Origin of the sequence: Rhodococcus rhodochrous, assembly GCF_014854695.1 — a bacterium.
In the GTDB taxonomy this organism is placed as follows: domain Bacteria; phylum Actinomycetota; class Actinomycetes; order Mycobacteriales; family Mycobacteriaceae; genus Rhodococcus.
Window position 1 is genome coordinate 834,932 of the sequence record NZ_CP027557.1, and the last position, 25,008, is coordinate 859,939.

At 69.0% G+C, this 25,008-nt stretch carries 25 protein-coding genes; 14 read left to right on the top strand and 11 right to left on the bottom strand.

Going from position 1 to position 25,008, the window contains the following annotated elements; translation table 11 throughout:
• The first annotated feature begins 33 nt into the window (after nucleotides 1-33).
• The 4 genes from C6Y44_RS03785 (at nucleotide 34) to purM (ending at nucleotide 3,915) form a co-directional block, all read left to right on the top strand.
• Nucleotides 34-624, top strand: coding sequence for a CPBP family intramembrane glutamic endopeptidase (locus C6Y44_RS03785; protein ID WP_225623805.1), 591 nt, complete (start codon nucleotides 34-36; stop codon nucleotides 622-624).
• Between the two features lie 11 nt (nucleotides 625-635).
• Nucleotides 636-1,022, top strand: a complete 387-nt coding sequence (locus C6Y44_RS03790; RefSeq protein ID WP_145691377.1) for a sterol carrier family protein — start codon at nucleotides 636-638, stop codon at nucleotides 1,020-1,022.
• Nucleotides 1,023-1,120: 98 nt separating this feature from the next.
• On the top strand, nucleotides 1,121-2,704 hold the full coding sequence (gene purF / locus C6Y44_RS03795) for an amidophosphoribosyltransferase (protein ID WP_006551815.1): 1,584 nt from the start codon (nucleotides 1,121-1,123) through the stop codon (nucleotides 2,702-2,704).
• 137 nt (nucleotides 2,705-2,841) lie between these two features.
• On the top strand, nucleotides 2,842-3,915 hold the full coding sequence (gene purM, locus C6Y44_RS03800; RefSeq protein ID WP_060651890.1) for a phosphoribosylformylglycinamidine cyclo-ligase: 1,074 nt from the start codon (nucleotides 2,842-2,844) through the stop codon (nucleotides 3,913-3,915).
• A 225-nt stretch (nucleotides 3,916-4,140) separates the two neighbouring features.
• Here the strand turns inward: purM and C6Y44_RS03805 are convergent, their stop codons facing one another.
• The 4 genes from C6Y44_RS03805 to ygfZ all read right to left on the bottom strand — a co-directional run bounded on the left by C6Y44_RS03805 (nucleotide 4,141) and on the right by ygfZ (nucleotide 7,335).
• The gene (locus C6Y44_RS03805; RefSeq protein WP_006551813.1) at nucleotides 4,141-4,332 is read right to left on the bottom strand and encodes a DUF3073 domain-containing protein; all 192 of its coding nucleotides are present in this window, start codon (nucleotides 4,330-4,332) and stop codon (nucleotides 4,141-4,143) included.
• A gap of 194 nt (nucleotides 4,333-4,526) precedes the next feature.
• A complete protein-coding gene (locus C6Y44_RS03810) occupies nucleotides 4,527-5,507 on the bottom strand; it encodes an asparaginase (protein WP_120281462.1) in 981 nt (326 codons plus the stop codon).
• A complete protein-coding gene (locus C6Y44_RS03815; RefSeq protein WP_120281463.1) occupies nucleotides 5,504-6,208 on the bottom strand; it encodes an MOSC domain-containing protein in 705 nt (234 codons plus the stop codon). The genes C6Y44_RS03810 and C6Y44_RS03815 overlap by 4 nt, the downstream gene beginning before the upstream one ends.
• Nucleotides 6,205-7,335 carry a CAF17-like 4Fe-4S cluster assembly/insertion protein YgfZ gene (ygfZ, locus tag C6Y44_RS03820; protein WP_120281464.1) on the bottom strand — a complete coding sequence of 377 codons (1,131 nt, stop codon included), beginning with the start codon at nucleotides 7,333-7,335 and terminating at the stop codon, nucleotides 6,205-6,207. Before ygfZ ends, C6Y44_RS03815 begins: the two co-directional genes overlap by 4 nt.
• A gap of 56 nt (nucleotides 7,336-7,391) precedes the next feature.
• Between ygfZ and C6Y44_RS03825 the strand changes: the two genes are divergently transcribed.
• The 6 genes from C6Y44_RS03825 (at nucleotide 7,392) to C6Y44_RS03850 (ending at nucleotide 16,489) form a co-directional block, all read left to right on the top strand.
• A complete protein-coding gene (locus tag C6Y44_RS03825; protein ID WP_159416686.1) occupies nucleotides 7,392-8,246 on the top strand; it encodes an aminodeoxychorismate lyase in 855 nt (284 codons plus the stop codon).
• Between the two features lie 217 nt (nucleotides 8,247-8,463).
• Entirely contained in the window at nucleotides 8,464-9,963 is a 1,500-nt protein-coding gene (locus tag C6Y44_RS03830; RefSeq protein ID WP_159416685.1) for a cytochrome ubiquinol oxidase subunit I, read from the top strand.
• Nucleotides 9,964-9,975: 12 nt separating this feature from the next.
• The gene (cydB, locus tag C6Y44_RS03835) at nucleotides 9,976-11,013 is read left to right on the top strand and encodes a cytochrome d ubiquinol oxidase subunit II (protein ID WP_159416684.1); all 1,038 of its coding nucleotides are present in this window, start codon (nucleotides 9,976-9,978) and stop codon (nucleotides 11,011-11,013) included.
• Nucleotides 11,010-12,734 carry a thiol reductant ABC exporter subunit CydD gene (gene cydD, locus C6Y44_RS03840; RefSeq protein WP_174246933.1) on the top strand — a complete coding sequence of 575 codons (1,725 nt, stop codon included), beginning with the start codon at nucleotides 11,010-11,012 and terminating at the stop codon, nucleotides 12,732-12,734. Before cydB ends, cydD begins: the two co-directional genes overlap by 4 nt.
• Entirely contained in the window at nucleotides 12,731-14,398 is a 1,668-nt protein-coding gene (gene cydC, locus C6Y44_RS03845; protein ID WP_159416683.1) for a thiol reductant ABC exporter subunit CydC, read from the top strand. The genes cydD and cydC overlap by 4 nt, the downstream gene beginning before the upstream one ends.
• A gap of 297 nt (nucleotides 14,399-14,695) precedes the next feature.
• Complete coding sequence (locus C6Y44_RS03850) at nucleotides 14,696-16,489, top strand: BCCT family transporter (protein WP_404817795.1); 1,794 nt, start codon at nucleotides 14,696-14,698, stop codon at nucleotides 16,487-16,489.
• A gap of 73 nt (nucleotides 16,490-16,562) precedes the next feature.
• Here C6Y44_RS03850 and C6Y44_RS03855 read toward each other — a convergent pair whose 3' ends face one another.
• From C6Y44_RS03855 to C6Y44_RS03880, 7 genes are all read right to left on the bottom strand, one after another.
• Nucleotides 16,563-17,225, bottom strand: coding sequence for an FABP family protein (locus C6Y44_RS03855; RefSeq protein ID WP_159416681.1), 663 nt, complete (start codon nucleotides 17,223-17,225; stop codon nucleotides 16,563-16,565).
• 184 nt (nucleotides 17,226-17,409) lie between these two features.
• On the bottom strand, nucleotides 17,410-17,715 hold the full coding sequence (locus tag C6Y44_RS03860) for a DUF1416 domain-containing protein (protein WP_159416680.1): 306 nt from the start codon (nucleotides 17,713-17,715) through the stop codon (nucleotides 17,410-17,412).
• Between the two features lie 2 nt (nucleotides 17,716-17,717).
• Complete coding sequence (locus C6Y44_RS03865) at nucleotides 17,718-18,554, bottom strand: sulfurtransferase (protein WP_159416679.1); 837 nt, start codon at nucleotides 18,552-18,554, stop codon at nucleotides 17,718-17,720.
• Nucleotides 18,555-18,658: 104 nt separating this feature from the next.
• Complete coding sequence (locus C6Y44_RS03870; RefSeq protein ID WP_159416678.1) at nucleotides 18,659-19,123, bottom strand: DUF4395 domain-containing protein; 465 nt, start codon at nucleotides 19,121-19,123, stop codon at nucleotides 18,659-18,661.
• Nucleotides 19,124-19,243: 120 nt separating this feature from the next.
• Nucleotides 19,244-19,351 carry a putative leader peptide gene (locus C6Y44_RS28435; protein WP_367652172.1) on the bottom strand — a complete coding sequence of 36 codons (108 nt, stop codon included), beginning with the start codon at nucleotides 19,349-19,351 and terminating at the stop codon, nucleotides 19,244-19,246.
• A 21-nt stretch (nucleotides 19,352-19,372) separates the two neighbouring features.
• Complete coding sequence (locus C6Y44_RS03875; protein ID WP_159416677.1) at nucleotides 19,373-19,798, bottom strand: thioredoxin family protein; 426 nt, start codon at nucleotides 19,796-19,798, stop codon at nucleotides 19,373-19,375.
• The gene (locus tag C6Y44_RS03880) at nucleotides 19,795-20,577 is read right to left on the bottom strand and encodes an LmeA family phospholipid-binding protein (protein ID WP_081314531.1); all 783 of its coding nucleotides are present in this window, start codon (nucleotides 20,575-20,577) and stop codon (nucleotides 19,795-19,797) included. Before C6Y44_RS03880 ends, C6Y44_RS03875 begins: the two co-directional genes overlap by 4 nt.
• A gap of 165 nt (nucleotides 20,578-20,742) precedes the next feature.
• On the opposite strand from C6Y44_RS03880, the gene C6Y44_RS03885 reads away from it, so the two are divergent.
• The 4 genes from C6Y44_RS03885 to pstC all read left to right on the top strand — a co-directional run bounded on the left by C6Y44_RS03885 (nucleotide 20,743) and on the right by pstC (nucleotide 25,005).
• Complete coding sequence (locus tag C6Y44_RS03885; RefSeq protein ID WP_060651902.1) at nucleotides 20,743-21,552, top strand: winged helix-turn-helix transcriptional regulator; 810 nt, start codon at nucleotides 20,743-20,745, stop codon at nucleotides 21,550-21,552.
• Nucleotides 21,549-22,460 (top strand): mycothiol synthase, encoded by a 912-nt coding sequence (gene mshD, locus C6Y44_RS03890; RefSeq protein ID WP_159416676.1) that lies wholly within the window; start codon nucleotides 21,549-21,551, stop codon nucleotides 22,458-22,460. The genes C6Y44_RS03885 and mshD overlap by 4 nt, the downstream gene beginning before the upstream one ends.
• Nucleotides 22,461-22,736: 276 nt before the next feature.
• The gene (gene pstS / locus C6Y44_RS03895) at nucleotides 22,737-23,861 is read left to right on the top strand and encodes a phosphate ABC transporter substrate-binding protein PstS (RefSeq protein WP_060651904.1); all 1,125 of its coding nucleotides are present in this window, start codon (nucleotides 22,737-22,739) and stop codon (nucleotides 23,859-23,861) included.
• An 88-nt stretch (nucleotides 23,862-23,949) separates the two neighbouring features.
• The gene (gene pstC, locus C6Y44_RS03900) at nucleotides 23,950-25,005 is read left to right on the top strand and encodes a phosphate ABC transporter permease subunit PstC (RefSeq protein ID WP_145709524.1); all 1,056 of its coding nucleotides are present in this window, start codon (nucleotides 23,950-23,952) and stop codon (nucleotides 25,003-25,005) included.
• Nucleotides 25,006-25,008 lie beyond the last annotated feature (3 nt).

Genomic DNA, 25,008 nt, shown 5'->3' on the forward strand with positions numbered 1-25,008 from the left:
CTGGTCGCGTGGAACAACCTCGTCCTCCCGGCGATGGATCTCGGTCCGCGCGGCACGGCTGCCGCGAACGCCGGATTCGGTGTCGTGCTCGCCGCGGCGACCCGCGCGGTCGGCGTCTCCGCAACCGAGCTCGGCTGGCGCAAGGCAGGGAAGGGCCTGCGGTGGGGGACCACCTCGGCGGTGCTGCCGGTCGCGGCCTACACGGTGATGCTCGCCGTCCCGCCCGTGCGGCGGCGGATGGCCGCCGGAGCGCGACGCGCCGACCACACCGAGTGGGTCTTCGTGCACATCCCCTTCGGCACGGTCCTGGCCGAGGAACTGATGTTCCGATCGGTGCTGTACGCCCTGGCTCGCCGCGCTTCGCGGCGGTGGCATCCGAGCCGCGCCTCGCGGTGGTGGCACCGGGTGCTGACCTCGGTCGCCTTCGGGCTCTGGCACGTCGCCCCCGCCCGGCACGCCGGGGACTCGGTGCCCGGAACGGTCGTGCTCACCGCCCTGAGCGGGGTGGTGTTCGACGAATTGCGGCGACGGAGCGGCAGTGTCGTTGCGCCGATGCTCCTGCACCTGGCGATCAACGCCGGCGGTGCCGTCGCGGTGGGCATCGCGACGAGTCCACCTCATTAGGCTGTGCTGCCATGGCACCTCGGAGACCCGTCGACCCCGCCGAACTACGCGCAGCTCTCGAACGGGTGGGTCCGTGGGTGACGGGGGAGAGCGACGAGAAGCCGCCGCGCCCCGATCTCGCCGCCGCTGTGCGGCTCAGTGCCCGCACCCTCGAACAGATCGCCCCGGGGTCGAGTGTGGAGGTGCGGGTGCCGCCGTTCGTGGCCGTCCAGTGCATCGAAGGCCCACGTCACACACGGGGGACACCGCCGAACGTCGTCGAGACCGATCCGCGGACATGGTTGCGTCTGGTGGTCGGCAGCATCGATTTCGACGGGGCCGTGGACTCGGGTGCGGTGGAGGCGTCGGGTGGGCGCGCAGCGGAGATCGGACGGCTGCTCCCGATCGCCCGACTCTGACGTTCGCCGGGGTTCACACCCGGCGTCCGGGAGGGAGCACCCCGCGCTGCCCGTAGAATGGGGGGAGCCCCGCTTGTCCAGCCTCAGGGAGCACGTCCGTGACCAGTGCCGATCTGTCGGTCCACACACGTAATCTTCTCGCCTCCACCGAACCCGAGAACGAACCCCGCGAAGAGTGCGGAGTGTTCGGAGTGTGGGCTCCGGGCGAGGACGTGTCGAAGCTCACTTATTACGGTCTCTATGCGCTGCAGCACCGCGGACAGGAAGCTGCGGGCATCGCCGTGGCCGACGGTTCACAGGTGCTCGTGTTCAAGGATCTCGGTCTCGTCAGCCAGGTCTTCGACGAGCAGACGCTCGCCGCGATGACCGGCCACATCGCCATCGGCCACTGCCGTTACTCCACCACCGGGTCCACGACCTGGGAGAACGCGCAGCCGATCTTCCGCACCACCGCCGCCGGCTCGGGCGTCGCGCTCGGCCACAACGGCAACCTCGTCAACACCGCCGAACTCGCCGAACGCGGACGCCGTCTCGGCGTGCTCGATCCCACACGGCCCGGTGCGGCGAACTCCGACTCCGACACCGTCGGTGCGCTGCTCGCCCACGGCGCGAAGGACAGCACGATCGAAGAGGCCGCGATGAAGCTGCTCCCGCAGCTGCGCGGCGCGTTCTGCCTGACCTTCATGGACGAGCACACCCTCTACGCGGCCCGCGACCCCTGGGGCATCCGCCCGCTGTGCCTCGGACGCCTCGATCGCGGCTGGGTCGTCGCCAGCGAGACCGCCGCCCTCGACATCGTCGGTGCCTCCTTCGTCCGCGACATCGAGCCCGGTGAACTGCTCGCGATCGACGCGGACGGTGTCCGCTCGTCGCGCTTCGCGAACCCCGAACCCAAGGGCTGCGTCTTCGAGTACGTCTACCTCGCGCGCCCCGACTCGACCATCGCCGGTCGCTCCGTCCACGCGACCCGCGTGGAGATCGGCCGCCGGCTCGCGAAGGAACACCCGATCGACGGCGATCTGGTCATCCCGGTGCCCGAGTCGGGCACCCCGGCCGCCGTCGGCTACGCGCAAGGCTCGGGGATCCCGTACGGCCAGGGCCTGATGAAGAACGCCTATGTCGGCCGTACCTTCATCCAGCCGAGCCAGACGATCCGCCAGCTCGGTATCCGGCTCAAGCTCAACCCCCTGCGCGAGGTGATCCGCGGCAAGCGCCTCGTCGTCGTCGACGACTCGATCGTGCGCGGCAACACCCAGCGCGCCCTGATCCGCATGCTGCGCGAGGCCGGTGCCCTCGAGATCCACGTGCGCATCGCCTCGCCGCCGGTCAAGTGGCCCTGCTTCTACGGCATCGACTTCGCCTCGCCGGCCGAGTTGATCGCCAACGGTGCGGGCACCCGCGACACCGTCGAAGAGGGGCACGACTACGACGAGATGGTCGAGATGGTGCGCCGGTCGATCGGCGCCGACTCGCTCGGCTACATCTCGATCGACGGCATGATCGGCGCCACCGAGCAGCCCGCATCCCGTTTGTGCGCTGCATGTTTCGACGGCCACTACCCGATCGCTCTCCCCAGCGAACATCAGGCGGGCAAGGACGTCCTCGCCGGCGTCGTCGACACCGATTCGGCCACCCCGACCGTGTTGGACAACGACAACGCGGACGTTCTCAGTCGGCCGTAGAAGCTGGTCGGGTACCGTAAGTGCCGCGGTCGGCACGGTTCGGCGTGCGTTTCGCATGCCCGGACGCAGGTGTGCCTGCCCGCATGTAGCCAGATTTTTCACGACAAGACACAACTCGAGGCTGGAGCCGACAACTCATGACCGAGGACGCAACCCCCGGAGCTTCCTACGCCGCGGCGGGCGTGGACATCGAGGCCGGTGACCGAGCCGTCGAACTGTTCGCCCCGCATGCGAAGAGGGCCACCCGCCCGGAGGTCATGGGCGGCCTGGGTGGGTTCGCCGGTCTGTTCGCGCTCAAGGACGGATACAAGGAGCCGCTGCTCGCGGCGTCCACCGACGGTGTCGGCACCAAGCTCGCGGTGGCACAGGCGCTCGACAAGCACGACACGGTCGGTCTCGACCTCGTCGCCATGGTCGTCGACGACCTCGTGGTCTGCGGCGCCGAGCCGCTCTTCCTGCAGGACTACATCGCCGTCGGCCGCGTCGTGCCCGAGCGGGTCGCGGAGATCGTCGCCGGCATCGCCGAGGGCTGCGTCCAGGCCGGTTGCGCGCTGCTCGGTGGCGAGACCGCCGAGCACCCGGGCGTCATGGCCGCCGACGACTACGACCTGTCCGCGACCGGCGTGGGTGTCGTCGAGGCCGAGAAGCTGCTCGGACCCGACCGCGTGCGCCCCGGCGACGTCGTCATCGCGATGGGCGCCTCGGGACTGCACTCGAACGGCTACTCGCTCGCCCGCAAGGTGCTGCTCGACATCGGCAAGATGAGCCTGACGGCGCACGTCGACGAGTTCGGTCGCACCCTCGGCGAGGAGCTGCTCGAGCCCACCCGCATCTACGCCAAGGACTGCCTCGCGCTCGCCGCCGAGACCGAGGTGCGTACCTTCTGCCACGTCACCGGTGGCGGCCTCGCCGCGAACCTCGCGCGCGTGATGCCCAAGGGGCTCGTCGCCGAGCTCGACCGCACCACCTGGAGTCCGGCTCCGGTCTTCGGCCTCATCGCGCAGCGCGGACGGGTCGAGCGGGTCGAGATGGAGAAGACCTTCAACATGGGCGTCGGCATGGTGGCCATCGTGGCCCCCGAGGACGTCGACCGCGCTCTGGCGGTGCTCACCGCCCGGCACATCGACTGCTGGACGCTCGGCACGGTCCGCAAGGCACAGGACGGCGCCGACGAGCGCGCGGTGCTGCTCGGAGACCACCCGCGCTTCTGACGGGCGCGCGTCGCCCGACGCGAACACGACGAAAGGCCGGTTCCCCCAGGAAGACTGGGGGACCGGCCTTTCGGCTCACTGCCGTGTTGTGAACTCGGAAGTCACAGACTCGAAGGCTGCGGACGGTGACGAGCGCCGTCCGGCCTCGCGTCGAACGCCGACCACATCACCGACGGAGGGGGAGCCGAACGATCGGCCTCCCCCTCCGTCGGAGAGTGATTCAGGTCAGCGACGCCAGTCGTCGTCGTAGTCGTCGTCCCAACCGGAACGTTGCTCGGCGAAGACTTCGTCCCGCTGCGAGTTGGTTGCTCCGCCAGACAGCTCTCGCTGGAGGCTCTCGAAGTCGGTGGACGGCGAGCTGTACTTGAGTTGCCGTGCAACCTTGGTCTGCTTTGCCTTAGCCCGGCCGCGGCCCATGGCCAACCCCCTCGCGCTTTGACGGGGCGGCCTGGGGAAAAGTGGCGGCCCCGGTGTGTTGAGTATTTTCCTGACGCCCACTTTAGCGTGGAAACTTCGGTTGCGCCTCCACACACCCGGCTGGGCCGGTGTCCGTTACGCCTCATAACGACCCGACCTGCATGAATGCTGTTGAAATGTGATAAAGATGCCTGTCAGAACACCCCCGGGACGGCCCGGACGGTGCCGACTCGCACGCCACCACCGAAGACCGGTGCCGACGAGAGCACCGCCAGCCGTTCGGAATCGAAGGTCGCGGCGTTCGCGGCGGCACCCGCTCCGAGGCGGTGGAGCAGGGCCGCGGTGAGCGGGAGGCGTGCCCGCTCGTGCCCGTCGTCGATCTTGAAGGCGAAGGACGTGCCGTCCGGCAGCGCGCCGGCGTGGATCCCGTCGGCGCCCGCCTTGCACAGCAGGCCGCCCACCGCGCGCATGAGCTTCAGGTCGTCCTTGCCGGTGCCGGAGATCAGGAACGGATGCTCGCGCACCGCGTCGGCCACCGCGCGCTCGGGCGTGCCGGTCTCCGCCGTCGCGAGCCGCGAGTAGGCGCGGGCGAGGTTGAACAGGGGGACGGGCACGATCGGCAGGCCGCAACCGTCGATGCCGAGATCGGTGTCCTCGATGTCGCCGGTCAGCTCGAGGATGGTCTCGGTCACCAGTTGCTGCAGGGGGTGCCCCGCGTCGGTGTAGCCGTCGGTGTCCCAGCCGTTCGCCGCGCACGCCGCGAGCATCGCCGCGTGCTTGCCCGAGCAGTTCATGTAGATCGACCGCGGCGTGCGTCCGGCGGCGAGCACCTCGGCGCGGGCGAGTTCGTTGCCGGGCAGATCCGTCGGGCAGCGCAGGTCCTTCTCGGTGAAACCGGCACCGGAGAGGACCCGCTCGACGGCCTCCACGTGGTCGGTCTCACCTTCGTGCGAGGCCGTGGCGATCGCGAGTTCGGCGGAGTCGCGGGGGACGAAGCCGGCGCGCAGCAGCGCGACCGCCTGCATCGGCTTGTTCGACGACCGCGGATAGATCGGTGTGTGCACCTCGCCCAGCGAGACGAGGACCTCACCGTCGGGGTCCAGGACGATCAGCGAGCCGCGGTGGACGCACTCCCGGAAGCCCGAACGCACCACCTCGACCAGTTCGACGCTCAACGGCTCTCTCCCTTCCGTGTGCGCCCCTCCTGTGTTCGCCCGACGAGGCGGCGGGCCTTGTCGGCGACGCTGGGAGCGATGTCGGCCTGCTGCTCGAGCATCGCGGCGACCCGCTCGTGGCCCTGCCCGGTGAACAGATCGCGCACCGTGGCCCCGTGGGAGGGGACGTGCTCGACGACGATGCGGTCGCCCGCGGCCACCGGTCCCTCGGAGATCACCTTCAGGTACGCGCCGCAGTCGCCGCGAGCGACGAACCGGGTGGCCCAGTCGTCCTCCTCCGAACGGATCGCGAAGGTGCGGCAGGGGGTGCGGGGGCCGGTCACCTCGAGGAGCAGACCGCCGTCGCCGACCCGCCACCGCTCGCCGATGACGGCGTCGGTGGGGGAGAACCCGGAGACGTGCAGATTCTCGCCGAACCAGCCGATGGGCAACTCCCGGTCGAGTTCGGCGCCCCAGCGGCGCGACTCGTCCTGCGAGAAGGCGTAGACGGCCTTGTGGACGCCACCGTGGTTGGCGGTGTCGCACTGGCGGTCGCCGGTCAGGCCGAGCTCGCCGACGTGCACCGGCCCGTCGACGGGACGCTTGTCGATCGCGGTGACGGGATTACGCCGCAGTCCGGTCTCGTGCAGCGTGTGCACGACGCAGACCGCTGCGACGGTCCCCGAGGTCGCCGGCCGCGTGCCGGCCGTCTCGGCGGTCACCGGCCGCGCAATCGATCGACCGCCGCCCTTCCTGCCTGGATGCCGTCGTCGGGAGGGATGGAGTCGGGGTCGATGGACGCCGCGCACGGTCCTGCGACGAGGGCCGTGTCGGGCGTGATGGTGCGCTTGACGAGTGCGAGCGCGATCGGCCCGAGCTCGTGATGGTCGACGATCGTGCCGATGCGTCCGACCGCGCGACCTCCGGCGGTGATGTCGTCGCCCGTCTCGGGTCGTCCGTCGGCCGAGCCGTCGAGATGGAGCAGGACGAGATGTCGCGGGGGCTTGCCGAGGTTGTGGACCCGCGCGACCGTCTCCTGCCCGCGATAGCACCCCTTGTCGAGGTGGACGGCGCCGTGCTGCTCGGGTCCGCCGATCCAGCGGGCCTCGTGGGGGATGGTGCGCTCGTCGGTGTCGACACCGATCCGGGGGCGGACCGCTTCGACGCGCAGGGCCTCGAACGCCCAGCTGCCGGCCGGACGCGCGCCGGCGTCCCGCAGGGCTGTGAAGATCGCGGTGAGCGACTCGCGCGGCACCAGGAGGTCGAAGGAGTGCTCGGTGGGCCACGGCATGCGGCGGACGAAGCCACCGGCGGGCAGGGCGACGGCGGCATAGGACTCGGCCGGCAGCGCGTCGATCCCGAGCGCGGCGAGCACGGCGGGGCTCCCGGCGTCCGGCCCGAGGAGGCTCAGGACCGCGAGTTCGTTGCCGTCACGGGGTTCGGCCTTCGCCCAGAACACCATCTTCTTCAGGAAGGCGAGCAGGTCGGGGCCGCGGTCGGCCTCGGTGTCGATCCAGGTCACGCCGTCGAGGTCGGTCTGCACGAAGTGGTGTTCGACGCGGCCGTTCGCGTCGAGGCTCAGGTTCTCGGCGGAGGTGCCGTTCGGGAGCGACGCGATGTGCTGGCTGGAGATGGTGTGCAACCAGCTCAGGCGTTCGTCGCCCGGGATGGCGATGACGAAACGGGTGGAACGGTCGACCACGGCGGCCGAAGTGGCGGCGGCGCGTTGCTCGCCGAGCGGGTCGCCGTAATGCCAGGGGAGTCCGGCATCGGGCCCGCCGGAAGGCGAGGCGACTGCGCCGGGAAGTGCGAGAAGGGCGCTTTCGGACACGATCGGAGACTCGGTCACGACACCAGTCTATGGGGAACCGGCCGCCGGGTCTGCCAGTGGCTAGGCTGAGCGCCATGGCTGAGCGGGTGCTGGTGACGCTGGACGGCGAGGTGAGGGATGCGGACGCACCCCTTCTGCACGCCGACGATTTCGGTGTTCTTCGTGGCGACGGGGTGTTCGAGACGTTGCTCGTGCGAGGCGGCCGGGCGCGTGCGCTCGAACTGCATCTCGCCCGGCTCGCGGCGTCCGCGGCCGCCGCACAGTTGCCCGAACCCGACCGCGACGACTGGCGGCTCGCCGTCGACGTGGCACTCGAGCAGTGGGGCGCCGAGCAGGAAGGCGTCCTGCGCCTGGTCTACACGCGGGGTCGTGAGGGCGCCGACACGCCGACGGCCTTCCTGCTCGTGACGCCGGTGGCCGAGCGCGTCGGCATCGCGCGGCGCGACGGCGTGTCCGTGGTGACCCTCGAGCGGGGTTACTCGACCGATCTGGCGCAGAAGGCGCCGTGGCAGCTCCTCGGCGCCAAGACGCTGTCGTACGCGACGAACATGGCGGCACTGCGTCACGCCGAGTCGATCGGCGCCGACGACGTGATCTTCGTCAGTGCCGAGGGCTACGTGCTCGAGGGGCCGCGGTCGACGGTGCTCGTCGCGCGCGGCCGGACGCTGCTCACGCCGCCGCCGGAGCAGGGGATCCTTCCCGGCACCACGCAGCAGGCGCTGTTCGACCTGGCGGGCGAGCGGGATTTCACGGTCCGGTACGAGCCGCTGCGTCCGGCGGATCTCGTCGTCGCCGACGGTGTCTGGCTGATCTCGAGCGTGGCCCTCGCGGTGCGGGTGCACACGCTCAACGGGCACGCGCTGGTCTCGCGGGTCCAGGAGGGCGAGATCGAGGGGCTCGTGAGCGATGCGGTCGACACCGCTTCCTGATCGGCGGCGGGGTGTGCCCCCGCGGGTGATCCGTATCCGATGTGACGTGAGTCCGATGTGTCGGGCGACACGAACGTGTTCCACTTCGCGCAATCGCTACTACATTCGGTAGTAGCAAGGCCGGAGCAGAGCTGCCGGCGTGACTTTGCGAACGAGAACCGCAGCGTCGGCCCCGCTCGGATTTCCGTATCGACCCGGGCCTCACCTCGGAGTGGCAATGGATGTCTTGGATCTGTCCCGGTGGCAGTTCGGGATCACGACGGTGTATCACTTCATCCTCGTGCCGTTGACGATCGGCCTCGCGCCGCTCGTCGCGATCATGCAGACGATGTGGGTGGTCACCGGCAAGGACCACTGGTACCGCCTCACGAAGTTCTTCGGGAAGATGTTCCTGATCAACTTCGCGCTCGGTGTCGCGACCGGCATCGTGCAGGAATTCCAGTTCGGCATGAACTGGAGCGAGTACTCCCGCTTCGTCGGCGACGTCTTCGGCGCACCCCTCGCCCTCGAAGGCCTCGTCGCCTTCTTCATGGAGTCGACCTTCCTCGGCCTGTGGATCTTCGGTTGGACACGCCTGCCGAAACTCGTTCACCTCGCGACCATCTGGCTCGTCGCGATCGGCGTGAACGCGTCCGCCTTCTTCATCATCGCGGCGAACTCGTTCATGCAGCATCCCGTCGGCGCCACCTACAACCCCGAAACCGGACGCGCCGAGCTGACGAGCATCTGGGCACTGCTCACCAACAACACCGCACTCGCGGCCTTCCCCCACGCGGTTGCCGGCGGATTCCTCACCGCCGCAACCTTCGTCGCCGGCATCGGTGGCTGGTGGATGGTCCGCAACATGCGACGCGCCGCGGAGATCCGCACCTCGGAACCCGAGGAGGCCCAGCGCCTCGAGAACGATGCCCGCGGACTGTTCCGCCCCGCGACCCGCCTCGGCCTGATGGTCATGATCATCTCGGGCATCGGGTTGTTCGTCACCGGCGACGTCCAGGCCAAGCTCATGTTCGAGCAGCAGCCGATGAAGATGGCCTCGGCCGAGTCGCTGTGCCACACCGAGACCGACCCCAACTTCTCGATCCTCACGATCGGCACGCACAACGACTGCGACGGCGTCATCCACGTCCTCGACGTGCCGTTCGTTCTCCCGTTCCTCGCAGAGGGTGAGTTCAGCGGCGTGACCCTCCAGGGCGTCGAGGACCTGCAGGCGCAGTACGAGCAGGAATTCGGCCCCGGCAACTACAAGCCCAACCTGTTCGTCACCTACTGGTCGTTCCGCGCGATGATCGGCCTCGCCGCCGGTTCCGCGGCGCTGGCCCTGGCCGGGCTGTGGGTCACCCGCGGCGGCCGGGTGCCCGACCAGAAGTGGTTCTCGACGCTGTCGCTCGTCGCGATCCCCACGCCCTTCCTCGCCAACAGCGCGGGCTGGATCTTCACCGAGATGGGCCGGCAGCCCTGGGTGGTGCATCCGAACCCCACGGGCGTGGACATGATCCGGCTCACCGTCGACCAGGGTGTCTCCGACCACGCGGCCGGAACGGTGCTCACCTCGCTCATCGCGTTCACCCTCGTCTACGCGGCGCTCGGTGTGGTGTGGTTCTGGCTCATCCGCAAGTACGCGATGGAAGGCCCGCAGGAGCACGACGCGCAGCCGCCGGGCTCGAACGACGACACCGACGACACGCAGCCGAAACAGCTGTCCTTCGCGTACTAGGAGTGGGCGGACATGGGACTTCAGGAAATCTGGTTCATCCTCATCGCAGTACTGTTCACCGGCTACTTCGTCCTCGAGGGGTTCGACTTCGGTGTCGGCATGCACTTCCCGGTGCTCGGCCGCGGTAGGACCGTCGAGGCCGACACCCGGCGCCGGGTGCTGCTCAACACGATCGGTCCGGTCTGGGACGGCAACGAGGTCTGGCTCATCACCGCGGGCGGTGCGTTGTTCGCGGCGTTCCCCGAGTGGTACGCGACACTCTTCTCCGGCTTCTACCTCCCGCTGCTGCTGATCCTGCTCGCCCTGATCGTGCGGGTGTGCGCCATCGAGTGGCGCGGCAAGGTCGACGACCCGACCTGGCGTCGCCGCTGCGACCGGGGGATCATCTTCGGCTCGTGGGTGCCCGCCGTGCTGTGGGGTGTAGCGTTCGCGAACATCGTGCGCGGCGTGGCGATCGACGCCGACAAGCAGTACGTCGGCGGGTTCTTCGACCTGCTGAACCCGTACGCCCTGCTCGGCGGTGCGACGACCGCGCTGGTCTTCGCGCTGCACGGCGCGGTCTTCATCGCGCTCAAGACCGAGGGGCAGGTCCGGACCGACGCCGTGGCGATGTCGCGGAAGCTGGCCGTGCCCGCCGTCCTCGTGGCCGGTGCGTTCGTGGTGTGGACCCAGCTCGCCTACGGCAAGGGCTGGACGATCGCCCTCGTCGCGGTGGCGGGAGTCTCCCTGCTCGCGGTGGTCGCACTGACCGCCGCCGCGCGTGAGGGCTGGGCGTTCGTGTTCACCACCGTCGCGATCGCCGCGACCTCCGTGCTGCTGTTCGCGTCGCTGTTCCCGAACGTCATGCCGTCGACGCTCGACCCGTCCTGGTCGCTGACGATCGAGAACGCGTCGTCGAGCCCGTACACACTGAAGGTCATGACGTGGGCCGCAGCGTTCATGACCCCGGTCGTCCTCGCCTACCAGGGCTGGACGTACTGGGTGTTCCGTCAGCGTCTGTCGACCGACCACATCCCGCACTCGATCGGTCTGAAGATCGGCTCGAAATGAGCATGACGCAGTCCGCCGCCCCCGCCGACGCGCCCGCGCGCCGGCGGGGTCCGGTGGACCCGCGGTTGTGGCGCTACTCGGCCGCGGCCCGCGGATATCTCGTCCTGACGGTGGTCACCTCGGTGATCGACGTCGTGATGGTGGTCGTCACCGCGCTCATGATCGGCCGGGTCCTCGCGGGCGTCATCACCACCGACGCCCGGTCCGTCGGCGACTGGACGACCGAACTGGCGATCCTCGCGGCGGCGATCGTCGTGCGGGTCGCGGTGACGTGGCTGCAGTCGCGGTACGCCCACCGGTCCGCGACCCGCGTGGTCGCCGAACTCGAACACGAGGTCCTCGATTCCGCGGCGAACCTGCCTCCGCGCGAACTCGACCCGCGGCGCGACGAGATCGCGGTGGTCCTCACCCGCGGACTCGACGGACTGAAGGAATACCTCACCGGCTATCTGCCGGCGCTGCTGCTGGCCGTGATCCTCACCCCGGTGACGATCGTCGTGATCGCCCTGCACGACCTCACCTCGGCGATCATCGTGGTGATCACCCTGCCGCTGATCCCGATCTTCATGATCCTCATCGGCCTGCTCACCAAGGGCAAGGCCGACCGCACCCTGCGTGCGATGACGACACTGTCGTCGCAACTGCTCGACCTGCTCGCGGGTCTTCCCACGCTGCGTGCCCTCGGTCGCGAGAAGGGGCCCGCCGATCGCGTGCGCGAACTCGGTGACGAGCACCGCGCGACCACGATGTCGGCCCTGCGCGTGGCGTTCCTGTCCGGCACGGTTCTCGAATTCCTCGCGACGCTGTCCGTCGCCCTCGTCGCCGTGAGCATCGGCATGCGACTCGTCTACGGATCGATGCCCCTCGAGGCCGGCATCATCGCGTTGATCCTCGCGCCCGAGGCCTACCTCCCGCTGCGCACCGTCGGCAACAAGTTCCACGCCGCCGAAGACGGGATGGCGGCGGCCGACAAGGCGTTCGCCGTGCTCGACTCGCGGCCGGATGCCGCCTCCTCTCGCCGCGCCTCCTCGCGTCGCACCTCCACGGACACGACCGGCACCGACCGGGTCGCGAGCTGCGAGATCGTCTTCGACGGCGTCTCCGTGCCCGGCCGCGACGGCTGCGCCCCGCATCGACTCGACGCGATCTGCTGTCCCGGCACGATCACCGCGTTCACCGGTGCCAACGGTGCCGGTAAGTCCACCGCCCTGCTGGCGCTGCTCGGACTCGCCGAGCCGAGCGAGGGGACCGTCACCGTCGACGGCCGGCCCGTCGCGGGCGACGAGAACTGGTGGTCGCAGGTGGCGTGGCTTCCGCAGCGGCCGGTGCTGCTGCCCGGCACCCTCGCCGACAATCTGCGACTCACCGGTGTCGACCCCGAGACCACCGACCTCGACGACGTCTGCGCGGCCACCGGGTTCGACAGCGTGCTCGCCGAACTCCCGGACGGCTGGGAGACCGTCGTGGGGGTGGGCGGCACGGGCCTGTCGCTCGGTCAACGTCAGCGACTGGCGCTCACCCGCACCCTCGCCTCCCCACGCCCGGTCCTGCTGCTCGACGAACCCACCGCCCACCTCGACGAGGACACCGAGGCCACCGTGCTCGACACGCTGCGCGGTCTCGCCGCGGCCGGCCGCACGGTGGTGGTCGTCGCGCATCGTCCCACCCTGCTCGCCATCGCGGACGAGGTCGTCACCGTCCACGGGGAGGGATCCCGATGAAGGACCTGCGCCGGGCGATGGCCCTGCTCGAACTCGAACCGCGCCGGGTGCTGCTCGCCGTCCTCGCCGGTGTCGCGACCCTGGGCAGCGCGCTGCTGCTCGCCGGTCTCTCGGCGTGGCTGATCGTGCGCGCGTGGCAGATGCCGCCCGTCCTGGACCTGACCGTCGCGGTCGTCGCGGTGCGGGCGCTGGGCATCTCCCGCGGATTGTTCCGCTACTTCGAACGTCTCGCGACGCACGAGACCGCTCTGCGCGGCACCACCTCGGCGCGGGCGAATCTCTACCGGCGACTCGCGGACGGCGATCCGGCCGCCGCCCTGGGTCTCGGTCGCGGCGACCTGCTCGCCCGCACCGGAGCCGACATCGACGCCCTCGGTGACGTCGTGGTGCGCGCACTCGTGCCCATCGCGGTCGCCGCGGTGCTCTCCCTCGCGGCGGTCGTCACCGTCACCGTCATCGCTCCCGCCGCCGGCGTGGTGCTCGCAGTGGCGCTGCTCGTCGCCGGCGTGCTCGCGCCGTGGCTGTCGGCTCGCGCCGCCGCCCGCGCGGACGCGGATGCGAACGCCACGCGGACCCGCTTCACCGAGGACGCGGTCACGGTGCTGGACCACGCGGCGGAACTGCGGGTCGCGGGACGGCTCGACCCGCTCGCGCGACGGGCCCGCGCCGCGAACATCGCCTCCGTCCGGGCCACCGACCGCTCGGCGGTCTCCGCGGCGTTCGCCGACGCGGCCGCGCCCCTCGCGGTCGGCGTGAGTGTGCTCGGTGCCCTCCTCGTCGGTATCGCCGTCTTCGGCTCCGGTCCGGCGGCCATGAGCCCGACGACACTCGGCATCCTCGTCCTGCTGCCGCTGTCGGCGTTCGAGGCCACCGCCGTCCTCCCGGCAGCCGCGCAGACCCTCAACCGCGCACGCCTGGCGGCCGGTCGCATCACGGAGATGCTCGACCGCGCCGACAGGACGGTTCCGCACGGCGCCGAGCCGGCCGACGGACCCGGCCGGCTCCGTGCGGTGGGCCTGCGGGGCGGATGGCCCGGCGGACCGTCCACCGAACCGGTCGACCTCGACCTGCGGCCGGGCACTCGCGTCGCGATCGTTGGCGGCAGCGGCAGCGGCAAGACCACCGTGCTCATGACGCTCGCGGGTCTGCTCGCCCCACGCGAGGGCACGGTGACGCTCGACGGGGTCGACCTCGCGGACGTCGACCCCGCGGCCCTGCGTCGGAAGATCGGTTTCTTCGCGGAGGACGCCCACCTGTTCGACACGTCGATCCTCGAGAACCTGCGTGTCGCGCGGGGCGACGTGGACGAGGACGAGGCACTGGCCGCCCTTCGGGCCGTGGGGCTGGGGGAGTGGGTGGACGGACTGTCGCAGGGCGTCCACACCGTCCTGGGAGCCGGGGCCCGCACCGTCTCCGGTGGGCAGCGCCGGCGCCTCCTGCTGGCCCGGGCACTGCTGTCGCCCGCACAGGTCCTGCTGCTCGACGAACCCACGGAGCATCTCGACGACGAGAGCGCCGACCTGCTGCAGCGACTCCTCCTGGACCGTGACGCACACCTGGTCGGCCCCGAGCGCACCGTCGTGGTGGTCACCCACCGCCTGCCCGCGGACACCGCCGCCGACCTGGTCGTTCGCGTCGAGAAAAATGCGTTGCCCGCCTCGTGAACGAAGCGTAGTTTCGCTGGTACACGAGGAAGGAGGTGGTCTGGAAGTGATTGATATTCGGACGCGTGAGGTGGCTACCCGCTAGCTGCTTGCCGACGACGGAATTCACCGACCGCGCGCGGCTGGCGAATCCCAGGTAGTCACCCGGCCCCCGAGCTCCCGATCCGTCCGATCGGGACCGCCGAGCCACGGAGCGATCCGTGCGGCGGTGCGGCTCGGGGGCTGTTCGCGTTTCGGGCGAGATCGACATTTCGGGTGTGCAAGGTCGTCCGTTTTGGGTACACCGGTTTGGTGCCGATACTCCAAAAAGCTCACGATTCGTTAAGATTGCGCACGTCACCGGGGGTTTTCTTCTCGTCCGCGTTCATCGCACTGCTCTTCGTCGTCGTGACGATCCTGTTCACCGACGGCGTCGATTCGATCTTCAGCACCGCATCGAACTGGATCATGACGAACCTCGGATGGTTCTACATCCTCGGTGTCACGACCTTCCTGCTCTTCCTCGTCGGAATCGCCTTCACCCATTACGGCCGGGTCCGGCTCGGGGGCGACGACGAACGGCCCGAGCACTCGACCCTGGCGTGGTTCTCCATGCTGTTCGCGGCCGGCATCGGCTCGATCCTCATGTTCTGGGGCGTCGCCGAACCGATCTCCCATTTCGCGAACCCACCCCAGCAGGACGTCGAACCGCAGTCCGTGCAGGCCGCCGAAGAGGCCATGGGCTTCGCGCTCTACCACTTCGGACTGCACACCTGGGCCATCTTCGCGCTTCCCGGTCTGGGCTTCGGGTACTTCATCTACAAGCGGCACCTGCCGCCGCGCGTCAGCTCGATCTTCGCGCCGCTGCTCGGAGGCCGCATCTACGGCCCGATCGGCAGGACCATCGACGTCGTCGCGATCCTCGGAACGGTCTTCGGTGTCGCGACCTCGGTCGGCCTGGGCACCCTGCAGATCAACGCCGGCCTCGCGCAGTTGTTCGACATCCAGGAATCGGGTTTCACTCAGATCGCGCTCATCGCGATCGTGACGGTGATGGCCGGCATCTCGGTGGCCCTCGGTCTCGACAAGGGCATCAAGCGCCTGTCGAACATCAACATCGGCATGGCCGTGATGTTGCTGATCTTCGTCGTCGTCACCGGACCGAGCCTGTTCCTGCTCAAGGGCATGATCGAGTCCGCCGGCATCTACGCCGAGGCGCTGCCGCGTCTGGCGTTCTGGAACGACACCTTCGCCGACTCCGGCTGGCAGAACACCTGGACGGTCTTCTACTGGGCGTGGACCATCACGTGGTCGCCCTTCGTCGGTATCTTCATCGCCCGCATCTCGCGAGGCCGGACCGTGCGTGAGTTCGTCGGCGGTGTCCTCGGCCTGCCCGTGCTGTTCTCGGTGATCTGGTTCAGCATCTTCGGCATGGGCTCGTTCCACATCGAACTCGAGGGTAGCGGTGGTCTCGTCGAGCGGGTCGTGGGCGACGGGGACATCCCGGGCGCATTGTTCGAGTTCCTCGGCAATTTCCCGCTCACCGGCCTGGTGTCCGGTATCGCGATCATCCTGGTGGTGATCTTCTTCGTCACCTCGGTGGACTCGACCGCGATGGTGCTCGACATGATGGCCGCCGGTCACGAGGAGAAGGCGCCCATCCACCAGCGTTTGTTCTGGGCGGTGCTCATGGGCCTGGTCGCAGCGACCATGCTCGTCGCGACCGGTAAGGACGGGCTCGACGCCCTTCAGCAGGTCATCACCGTGGTGGGTCTGCCGTTCTTCGTGATGGGCTTCATCATGATGTACAGCCTGGTGCGCGGTATCCGCGAGGACCTGGGCGAGCGGCCGGAGCCGATCACCCGGCAGTGGCCCGAGGTGCGATCGGCCGAGGAACTCGAGGCTGCCCAGGAACTACCGGCACCCGAGGTCGTCATCCACACGCGGGCCATCCCCGACGAGGGCGACGACGAGAACGCAGCCGAGGATGCCGAGGACGCCGGAGTGAACCGGGTCCATGCCGGCGAACCCGAGGCGCTCGGTGCACGAGGCAACGGCGCGCATGCCGAGAAGAAGAGTTCCATCGGCACGACGGTCGTCGAGGAGGACTGAGACAAGCGGACCGGGCCTGTTCCTCGAATGAGGAACAGGCCCGGTCCGTTCGGGTCGGTAGGAAGAGGTGCGGTCAGCCGATGTGGCGCGACAGGCGGGCGGACATCCGGGGCTTCAGCTCGCCGTCGGCGGTGACGCGCTCCTCGACGTAGGCGAGATCGCCTCCGTCGACGATGCCGTAGAGCCGCTTGGCGCCGCCGACGACCTCACCGGACTTGGTGCGGATCACGACGTCGGTCGCGAGCTCCCAGGAGGACTGGGTGAGCGCCGTGCCGTAGTACAGCTCGACGACGCCGGAGCTGTGCGTCAGCAGTAGTTCGAGCGTCTCGGGATCGTCGCTGTCGGGCGCACCCGTTCCGGACACGCGCCAGAAGCCGCTCTCGCGCCGATCCTCACCCACGTAGGCACCCGCGTCGTCGAGACGCCACGTGCGCGACTCCCACATCAGATACGGGCTGCCGTTGTGCGCGACGGTGATCTGCTGACCGAACGGGTAGTCGCCGGTCTCGGGATCGTTGGCCTCGCCCTCGCCGCGCCACACGCCGACCATAGGGAGGACGGCGAGCAGGGCAGGGCTCAGGTCGGGGCCGAGCCGCAGGTTCGCGGTGTCCTCGGCGCCCGGCAGCCCGGCCAGGACGGGGATGTTCAGCTCGGCGGTGACGCGAGCGCGCTCGGCGGCCCGGGCGATCGCCTCGTCGCCGCTACGACGCGGGGCGTCCGATCCGTCGTTCGTCACGATCCGTCGGAGACCACGCGGTAGATGGTGTACAGCGCGAACCAGGTGATGAGGAGCGCCGCGGCGACCAGCAGGATTTCGAAGAAGATAACCACGCGGTCATTCTAGACAACCCCTTTTCCGGTACGACGAAGGGCTCCGCTCCTGATGGAGCAGAGCCCTTCGACGAGGTGTTCCGGCCGGATTACTTCGCGACCGTCACGTCCACGTTGTGCACACCGGGAGCGGTGGGGCTCACGGTGGAGGTGCCGTTGCCGGAGCTCGACAGAGCGCGGATCTTCCAGTCGCCGGGGGCGGCGAAGAAACGGAAGTCGCCGGTCGCCGAGGCGACGACCTCGGCGGTGAACTCGTCGGTGCCGTCGAGCAGGCGCACGAACGCGCCGCCCACGGGCTCACCTTCGGCGTTCAGGACGCGGCCGGTGATGACCGTCTCCTTCTCGGTGTCGACGCCGGCGGGCAGGGTCTGGGTCTGGACAGGGGCTCCGCACATGATCAGTTGACCTCCAGTTCGATGGGTGCACCGACGAGCGAGCCGTACTCGACCCAGCTGCCGTCGTAGTTCTTGACGTTCTTCTTGCCGAGGATCTCCTGGAGCACGAACCAGGTGTGGCTCGAGCGCTCACCGATACGGCAGTAGGCGATGGTCTCCTTGCTGTCGTCGAAGCCCTTCTCGGCGTACAGCTTCTCGAGGTCCTCGTCCGACTTGAAGGTGCCGTCCTCGTTGGCGGTGGTGCTCCACGGGATGTTGATGGCGCCGGGGACGTGGCCGCGCTGCTGCGCCTGCTCCTGCGGCAGGTGCGCCGGAGCGAGGATCTTGCCGGAGAACTCGTCGGGCGAACGCACGTCGACGATGTTCTTGGTGCCGATCGAGTCGATGACCTCGTCGCGGAAGGCGCGGATGGAGTAGTCGGGCTCGGCGGCCTTGTACTCGGTGGCCGGGCGGGTGACCTCGTCCTTCGACAGCGGACGGCCGTCGAGCTCCCACTTCTTGCGGCCGCCGTCGATGAGCTTGACGTCCCGGTGGCCGTAGAGCTTGAAGTACCAGTAGGCGTAGGCGGCGAACCAGTTGTTGTTGCCGCCGTAGAGCACGACCGTGTCGTCGTTGGCGATGCCCTTGCGCGAGAGGAGCTCGGAGAACTGCTCACGGTTCAGGAAGTCGCGGCGCACGGCGTCCTGCAGGTCCTTGCGCCAGTCGAGCTTGACGGCACCTTCGATGTGGCCGCCGTCGTAGGCGGAGGTGTCCTCGTCGACCTCGACGAAGACGGTCTTCGGCGCAGTGAGGTTCTGCTCTGCCCAGTCGGCGGAGACCAGGACGTCGGAGCGAGCCATGGGTGTTCCTTTCGGTGAGGGAATCCGGGAGGTTTCCGTGACCGGAACCCGTGCGTGGGTCCGTGCCAGTGGAGGTGTGGGATGTCGAGTTCGGTGTCCGCCGGTCAGGCGGGCACGCGACGCATTCGGGCGACCAGCGGGTGGATCCGGCAGCCGAGACACACGCCGAAGGCGGCGTTGAGCAGCGCCGCGAACAACGCGAAGCCTGCGGCCACCGAGCCCACGACGATCGCGCCGGCGAAGAACGCGAGCGTTCCGGCGAGGGCGAAGACGAAGCCGACGAGCTGCGCGAACCGCAGCGGCTCCACCGGCTCGGTCTCGATCGGAGCACCGAGACGGGGAGCGACGAACCTCGCGAACAGCGCACCGTACGGGCTGCGTCGCGGGCCGAGTGCCGCTCCGAGAGCGAACACGATCGTCTGCAGGGCCAGGATCACGGCCGCTGCGACGGGAGAGAAGGTGGCGACGACCAGAGCGAGGACGAGGACGCCGGTGGTGATCCACGCCGCGAAACGCGGGCCACGGACGTCGACCTGCCGGCCGGGCGTGCCGGGAGTGGATACGGACATGGGGAATCTCCTGCTGGATTCTGATTCGCTGGGCGGAGGGTGTTCATACGACCGCGGGGCGACGTATCGGTGGAGCGGCATCGATCTGCCGCAGGAGTCGGGACGAGCCCGCCGATACGTTCAGCAGGGACAACAACAGCCACCGAGGCGGCACAGATCGACTGCGCGGCGTCGGGTGAGCATCAGCTCGTGGCGGTTCTGCACGCGAGGGAGTTTAACGCACGTCACCTCGGTGGTGGACCCCCGGGATCACAACGACGACAGGGCTGTGCGCAGGTCGTCGGCGGACGGAACGCCGGACGCGCGGAACCGCTCGCGCCCGTCACCGTCGAAGACGAACGTGGTGGGCAGCGACAGGACTCCGAGTTTCCGTGCCAGCACGGGATTTTCGTCGAGATCCAGTTCGACCTCGCGTGCCCGACCGGGCTCGCGGTCGAGGACCTGCACGACGACGCGTCGCACGGCCGCGCACGGTCCGCACCAGGGTGCGGAGAAGTGCAGGACCACCGGTACGCCGTCCCCGACGCCCGCCGCGGCCAGTGCGGGATCGGGTTCGTGGGTGCCTGCCGAGGCGTCGGCGCCGGTGGTGCGGAACTTGCCGGAACGGGTGCGCAGAGCCGTGCCCACCGCCAGTGTGGCGACTATCACGACGATGAGGACGATCACTGCGATCATGCGGGCGTCTGCACTTCCTGCAGATCGATGACGACGTCGCGGGCCTCACCCTCGATGACGATCCGGGAGCCTCGCGCCTCGACGAAGGTGGGCCGGACGCCGAAGGGCAGATTCTGCGGCTCGATCGTCGTCGTGAACAGTCCGAGCACCGCCGGCTTCAGGACGTCGGGAACCGAGAAGTCGGCGCGTCCCTCGGGACCGAAGTAGAGATCCGACGCGACGACGTGGACGCGGTCGCCGTCGAGCACCAGATCGGCCTGGACGCTGACCGTCGCCTCCACCGGTCCGACGGGCACCGTTCCGGTGAGGACGACCCCGCCGGCAGTCGTGGGCCCGGACCCACCGGACCCACCCGTGCCGTCGGACTTGCTCGCCGGGGGAGCGGAAACCTGCAGGTCGGGGATGCCGTAGAGCTGTCCGAGCTCGGTGGCGTCGAGCATGACGCGGCCGTACAACAGGTCGACGGGCACCGACCGGATCGACCCGTCGAGCAGCTCACCGGCCTCGGCGTGCGCACCGATCAGATTGGCCTCGACCGTGATGTCCCCGAGCAGATCGGTGTGGACGTTGTCGGCCACGATCTCGACGTTCTCGTAGTGACCGTCGCGGGCCTGGAGGAGAAAGGGGAAGCCGTGGATGGTCACCGCCGGATCGGACTCGAGAACGCCACCCTCCCGCAGCGCACGCGAGACGCGGTATTCCGACCACGCCGCCGCGCCGAAGTCGGCGAGGACCGCGAGTCCGAGCAGGACTACGAGACCGAAGATCAGTTTGCGCACGCCCACCATTGTGTCGGACGCGCCGTTCGCCGGACCGCGCCCGTCCGCTCCGAGGCCGTCCACGGAATCCTCGTGCTTACATAGCGGTAACAATCGGGGCGTTACTCTGTTGCACGACGTTTACGATCCCTATCCGCGCTGGTCGCGCGAAGAACTGGAGGCCCGGTGGAGCTGCTCCTTCTGACCTCCGACCCGAATCCGGATGCGGTCCTGCCGTCCTTGGCGCTGCTCCCGCATTCGGTCAGGCCGGCTCCTACAGAAGTTTCGTCGCTGCTCGAGGCGGGTTCGGCGGATATCGCCATCGTCGATGCCCGCTCCGATCTCGCGGCCGCGCGAGGACTGTGTCGCCTGCTCGGCAGCACCGGGTCAGCAGTGCCCGTCGTCGCCGTGCTCACCGAGGGCGGACTCGTGGCCGTCAATCCCGAATGGGGACTCGACGACATCCTGCTGTCCACCACCGGACCGGCCGAGCTCGACGCACGCCTGCGGCTGCTCATGGGTCGCTCGGGTGTCGCGGTGGGACCGGAGAACACCGGCAAGATCACCCTCGGTGAACTCACGATCGACGAAGGCACCTACACCGCCCGCTTGCGAGGACGTCCCCTCGACCTCACCTACAAGGAGTTCGAACTCCTCAAGTACCTCGCCCAGCACGCCGGCCGGGTGTTCACCCGCGCCCAGCTGCTGCAGGAGGTCTGGGGTTACGACTTCTTCGGTGGTACCCGCACCGTCGACGTCCACGTCCGACGTCTGCGCGCGAAGCTCGGCCCCGAGCACGAAGCGCTGATCGGAACGGTCCGCAACGTCGGCTACAAGGCGGTGCGTCCGTCCAACCGCGTCGGCAAGGGTGGCAACGCCACTCCCGATATCGACGACGACGATGTGGACGACACGCTTCTCGACGACCCCCGTGCGGAGGAATCCGGCGCGGGTGACTCGGGCGCAGGGGAGTCCGGGGCACAATTCGTTCCGTGAGCACCGATACGGAATTCGTCGACCACCCGTCCGCCGACCACGCCGAAGCCGTACGCGCCGTGTTGTCGCGGGCGACGCAGACCGACGGCACCGCGCCGATCTCCGAACAGGCGGTGCACTCCCTCGGCCGCGACGGTGCGGCCCGGCATCTCGTCGCGCTCGCAGGCGACGGTGAAGTCGCGGGTTACGCGAACGTCGTGCTTGCTCAGGACGGTCATCCGGCGATGGCCGAAGTCGTCGTCGACCCGCCGCGGCGCGGGCACGGACTCGGCCGCGAACTCGTCGAGCGCGCACTCACCGAGGGTGGCGACGGTACCCGCGTGTGGGCGCACGGCGACCTGCCCGCCGCGCAGGCGGTGGCGCGCCGTCTCGGCCTGACCGGTGTCCGCGAACTCCTCCAGTTGCGCCGTTCCCTCGAGCAGGACGATCTTCCCGCCCTCGAGGTGCCCGACTCGGTGCTGCTGCGCACCTACGGCGGCCCGCAGGACGACGCCGAACTGCTCCGCGTCAACGCGGCGGCCTTCGAGTGGCATCCCGAGCAGGGTCGTTGGACGGCCGCCGACGTGGAGGAACGCCGACGCGAGTCCTGGTTCGATCCCGAAGGCCTGTTCCTCGCGTTCGATCCCGCCGAGCCCGACAGGCTGCTCGGATTCCACTGGACCAAGGTGCACCCGGCCACGGCGTCCGACCCGCAGCTCGGCGAGGTCTACGTCGTGGGTATCGACTCGTCCGCGCAGGGCAGAGGGCTCGGTCGCCTGCTCACCCTTGCGGGCCTGCACTATCTCCGCGATCGGGGTCTGCCCGGTGTCCTGCTCTACGTCGAGGGCGACAACACCGCGGCGCTGAACACCTACGGCAGGCTCGGCTTCGAACGGTTCCACGTGGACGTCGCCTACGCCCGGGCGTGACCCTCTCCGATCGGGTGGACGAACGGCGTGAAGGGTGGACTCTGCCACCCGACACGCCGATCGCGGTCAGGATTCGAGTGATGGTCGCAACACCATCGCCAGGTGTATCCGGCGTGTTCATCCGGCGTTAACCTTCGGTCGTCCGAGTGTCCACCGTCTCCTCCTAACTTCACTAGCGGGTCGAGTGCCGCAGACCCGGCGCCGGCGTCGCCCGCGCCTCGATGCCGCCGCCGCTCGGCGCCGCGGTCGTGTGAAGTTACTTCCGGAGGAGAACAGGTGAACCTCAAGCGCAATGGCGCCCTGCTCGGTGTTGTGGCCGCTGGAGCCCTCACGCTCGCCGCGTGCGGTACCGACAACAATGCCGGATCGGTCGACGTCGATGCGTCCGCGTCCGCTGCAGCCTGCGACGGCAAGTCCAACCTCTCGGGTGCCGGCTCGTCGGCACAGAAGAACGCGATGGACCAGTTCGTCTCCACCTACATCGCGGTGTGCTCCGAGAAGGGCACGAACGTCAACGTCGCGTACAACCCCACCGGCTCCGGTGACGGCCGCACGCAGTTCATCGCGAACCAGATCGACTTCGCCGGCTCCGACTCGGCGATCAAGGACGAGCAGGCGGCACAGGCCGCCGAGCGCTGCGCCGGCAATCCCGCATGGAACCTGCCGCTGGTCTTCGGCCCGGTCGCGCTGGCCTACAACGTCGAGGGTGTCGACGAGCTCGTGCTGGACGCCGAGACGGCCGCGAAGATCTTCAACGGCTCGATCACGAAGTGGAACGACCCGGCGATCGCCGCGCTCAACGAGGGCGCCGAGCTGCCCGACGCGAACATCACCCCGATCGTGCGCTCGGACTCGTCGGGCACCACCGACAACTTCCAGCAGTACCTCGAGACCGCGTCGAACGGCGCATGGACCTCCGGTGCCGGTTCGGACTTCACCGGCGGTGTCGGTGAGGGCGCGAAGGGTTCTGCGGGTGTCGCGCAGGCCGTCTCCGGCTCGCCGAACTCCATCACCTACGTCGAGAAGTCCTTCGCCGACCAGAACGGTCTGAGCATCGCGCAGATCGACAACGGCTCCGGACCCGTCGAGCTGACCGAGGAGACCGCCGGCAAGGCCATCGAAGGCGCCGAGTTCGTCCCGGCCTCCGAGGGCGACCTCACGCTCGACCTGTCGTCGATCTTCGGCAGCTCCGAAGAGGGTGCCTACCCGCTGGTACTGGCCACCTACGAGATCGTGTGCTCGGCCGGCTACGACGCCGACACCGCCGCGGCCGTCAAGTCGTTCCTGATCTCCGCCGCCAACGAGGGCCAGGAAGGCCTGTCCGAGCAGGGCTACGTCCCGCTGCCCGACGCCTTCAAGACCCGCCTCACCGAGTCGATCGACGCCATCGCCGCCGGATGACCCGCCGATCCCTCGGTCCGGTGAGTGACCGAGGGATCATCGACCCGCCCGTTCCTGACGAATACGCTGAGAAGGATTGCGAGCGCACATGAGTGACGCGCACAACACGTCGGTCTCCATCGCGACCGACGAACCGACCCGCTCAGGAACGGGCGGTGCAACCGGCATCACGGAGGACACGATCAGCACCCCACCCTCATCCCCGGACAGGGCACGCAAGACAGTCGTGCGGCCGGGAGACAGAATCTTCGGCTCGCTCGCCTCCGGCTCCGCCGTCCTGATCTCCGTGATCATCGGCGCGATCGCAGTCTTCCTCGTCTGGCGTGCCGTCCCGGCACTGCAGCGCAACCAGGTCAACTTCCTCACCAGCCGTGACTGGATCACGCAGGACATCACCGACATGGCGTTCGGTGTCCTCGACCTGTTCCAGGTGACGGTGCTCGTCTCCTTCTTCGCGCTGTTCCTCGCCATGCCCGTGGCACTGGGCATCGCGATCTTCCTCACCTCGTACTGCCCCGACCGGCTCCGGAAACCGCTGGCGTACGTCATCGACCTGCTCGCCGCGGTCCCGTCGATCGTCTACGGCCTGTGGGGCATGCTCGTCCTCGCCCCGTTCCTGCGCCCCCTCGCAGAATGGCTCAACACCACCCTCGCCTGGTTCCCGCTCTTCGCCACCGGCAGCGGCTCCATCGTGGGCGGCGGAACGATCTTCACCGCCGGCATCGTCCTCGCCGTGATGATCCTGCCGACCATCGCCGCGGTGAGCCGCGAGGTGTTCGTGCAGACCCCGACGGCCCACATCGAGGGCGCGCTCGCACTCGGCGCGACCCGCTGGGAGGTCGTGCGGACCACCGTCATCCCGTTCGGCAAGTCCGGCTACATCAGCGGTTCGATGCTCGGTCTCGGCCGCGCGCTCGGCGAGACGATGGCGCTCTATCTCATCCTGCGCACCACCTCGCAGGCGTTCTCCTGGTCGCTGTTCGACGGCGGCGCGACGATCGCGTCCAAGATCGCGCTCGGATACGCCGAGTTCAACAACGACATCCAGGCGGGCGCCTACATCGCCGCCGGTCTCGTGCTCTTCGTGCTCACCTTCGTGGTCAACGCCGCCGCACGCATGATCGTCGCAGGAAAGAAGGACTGATCC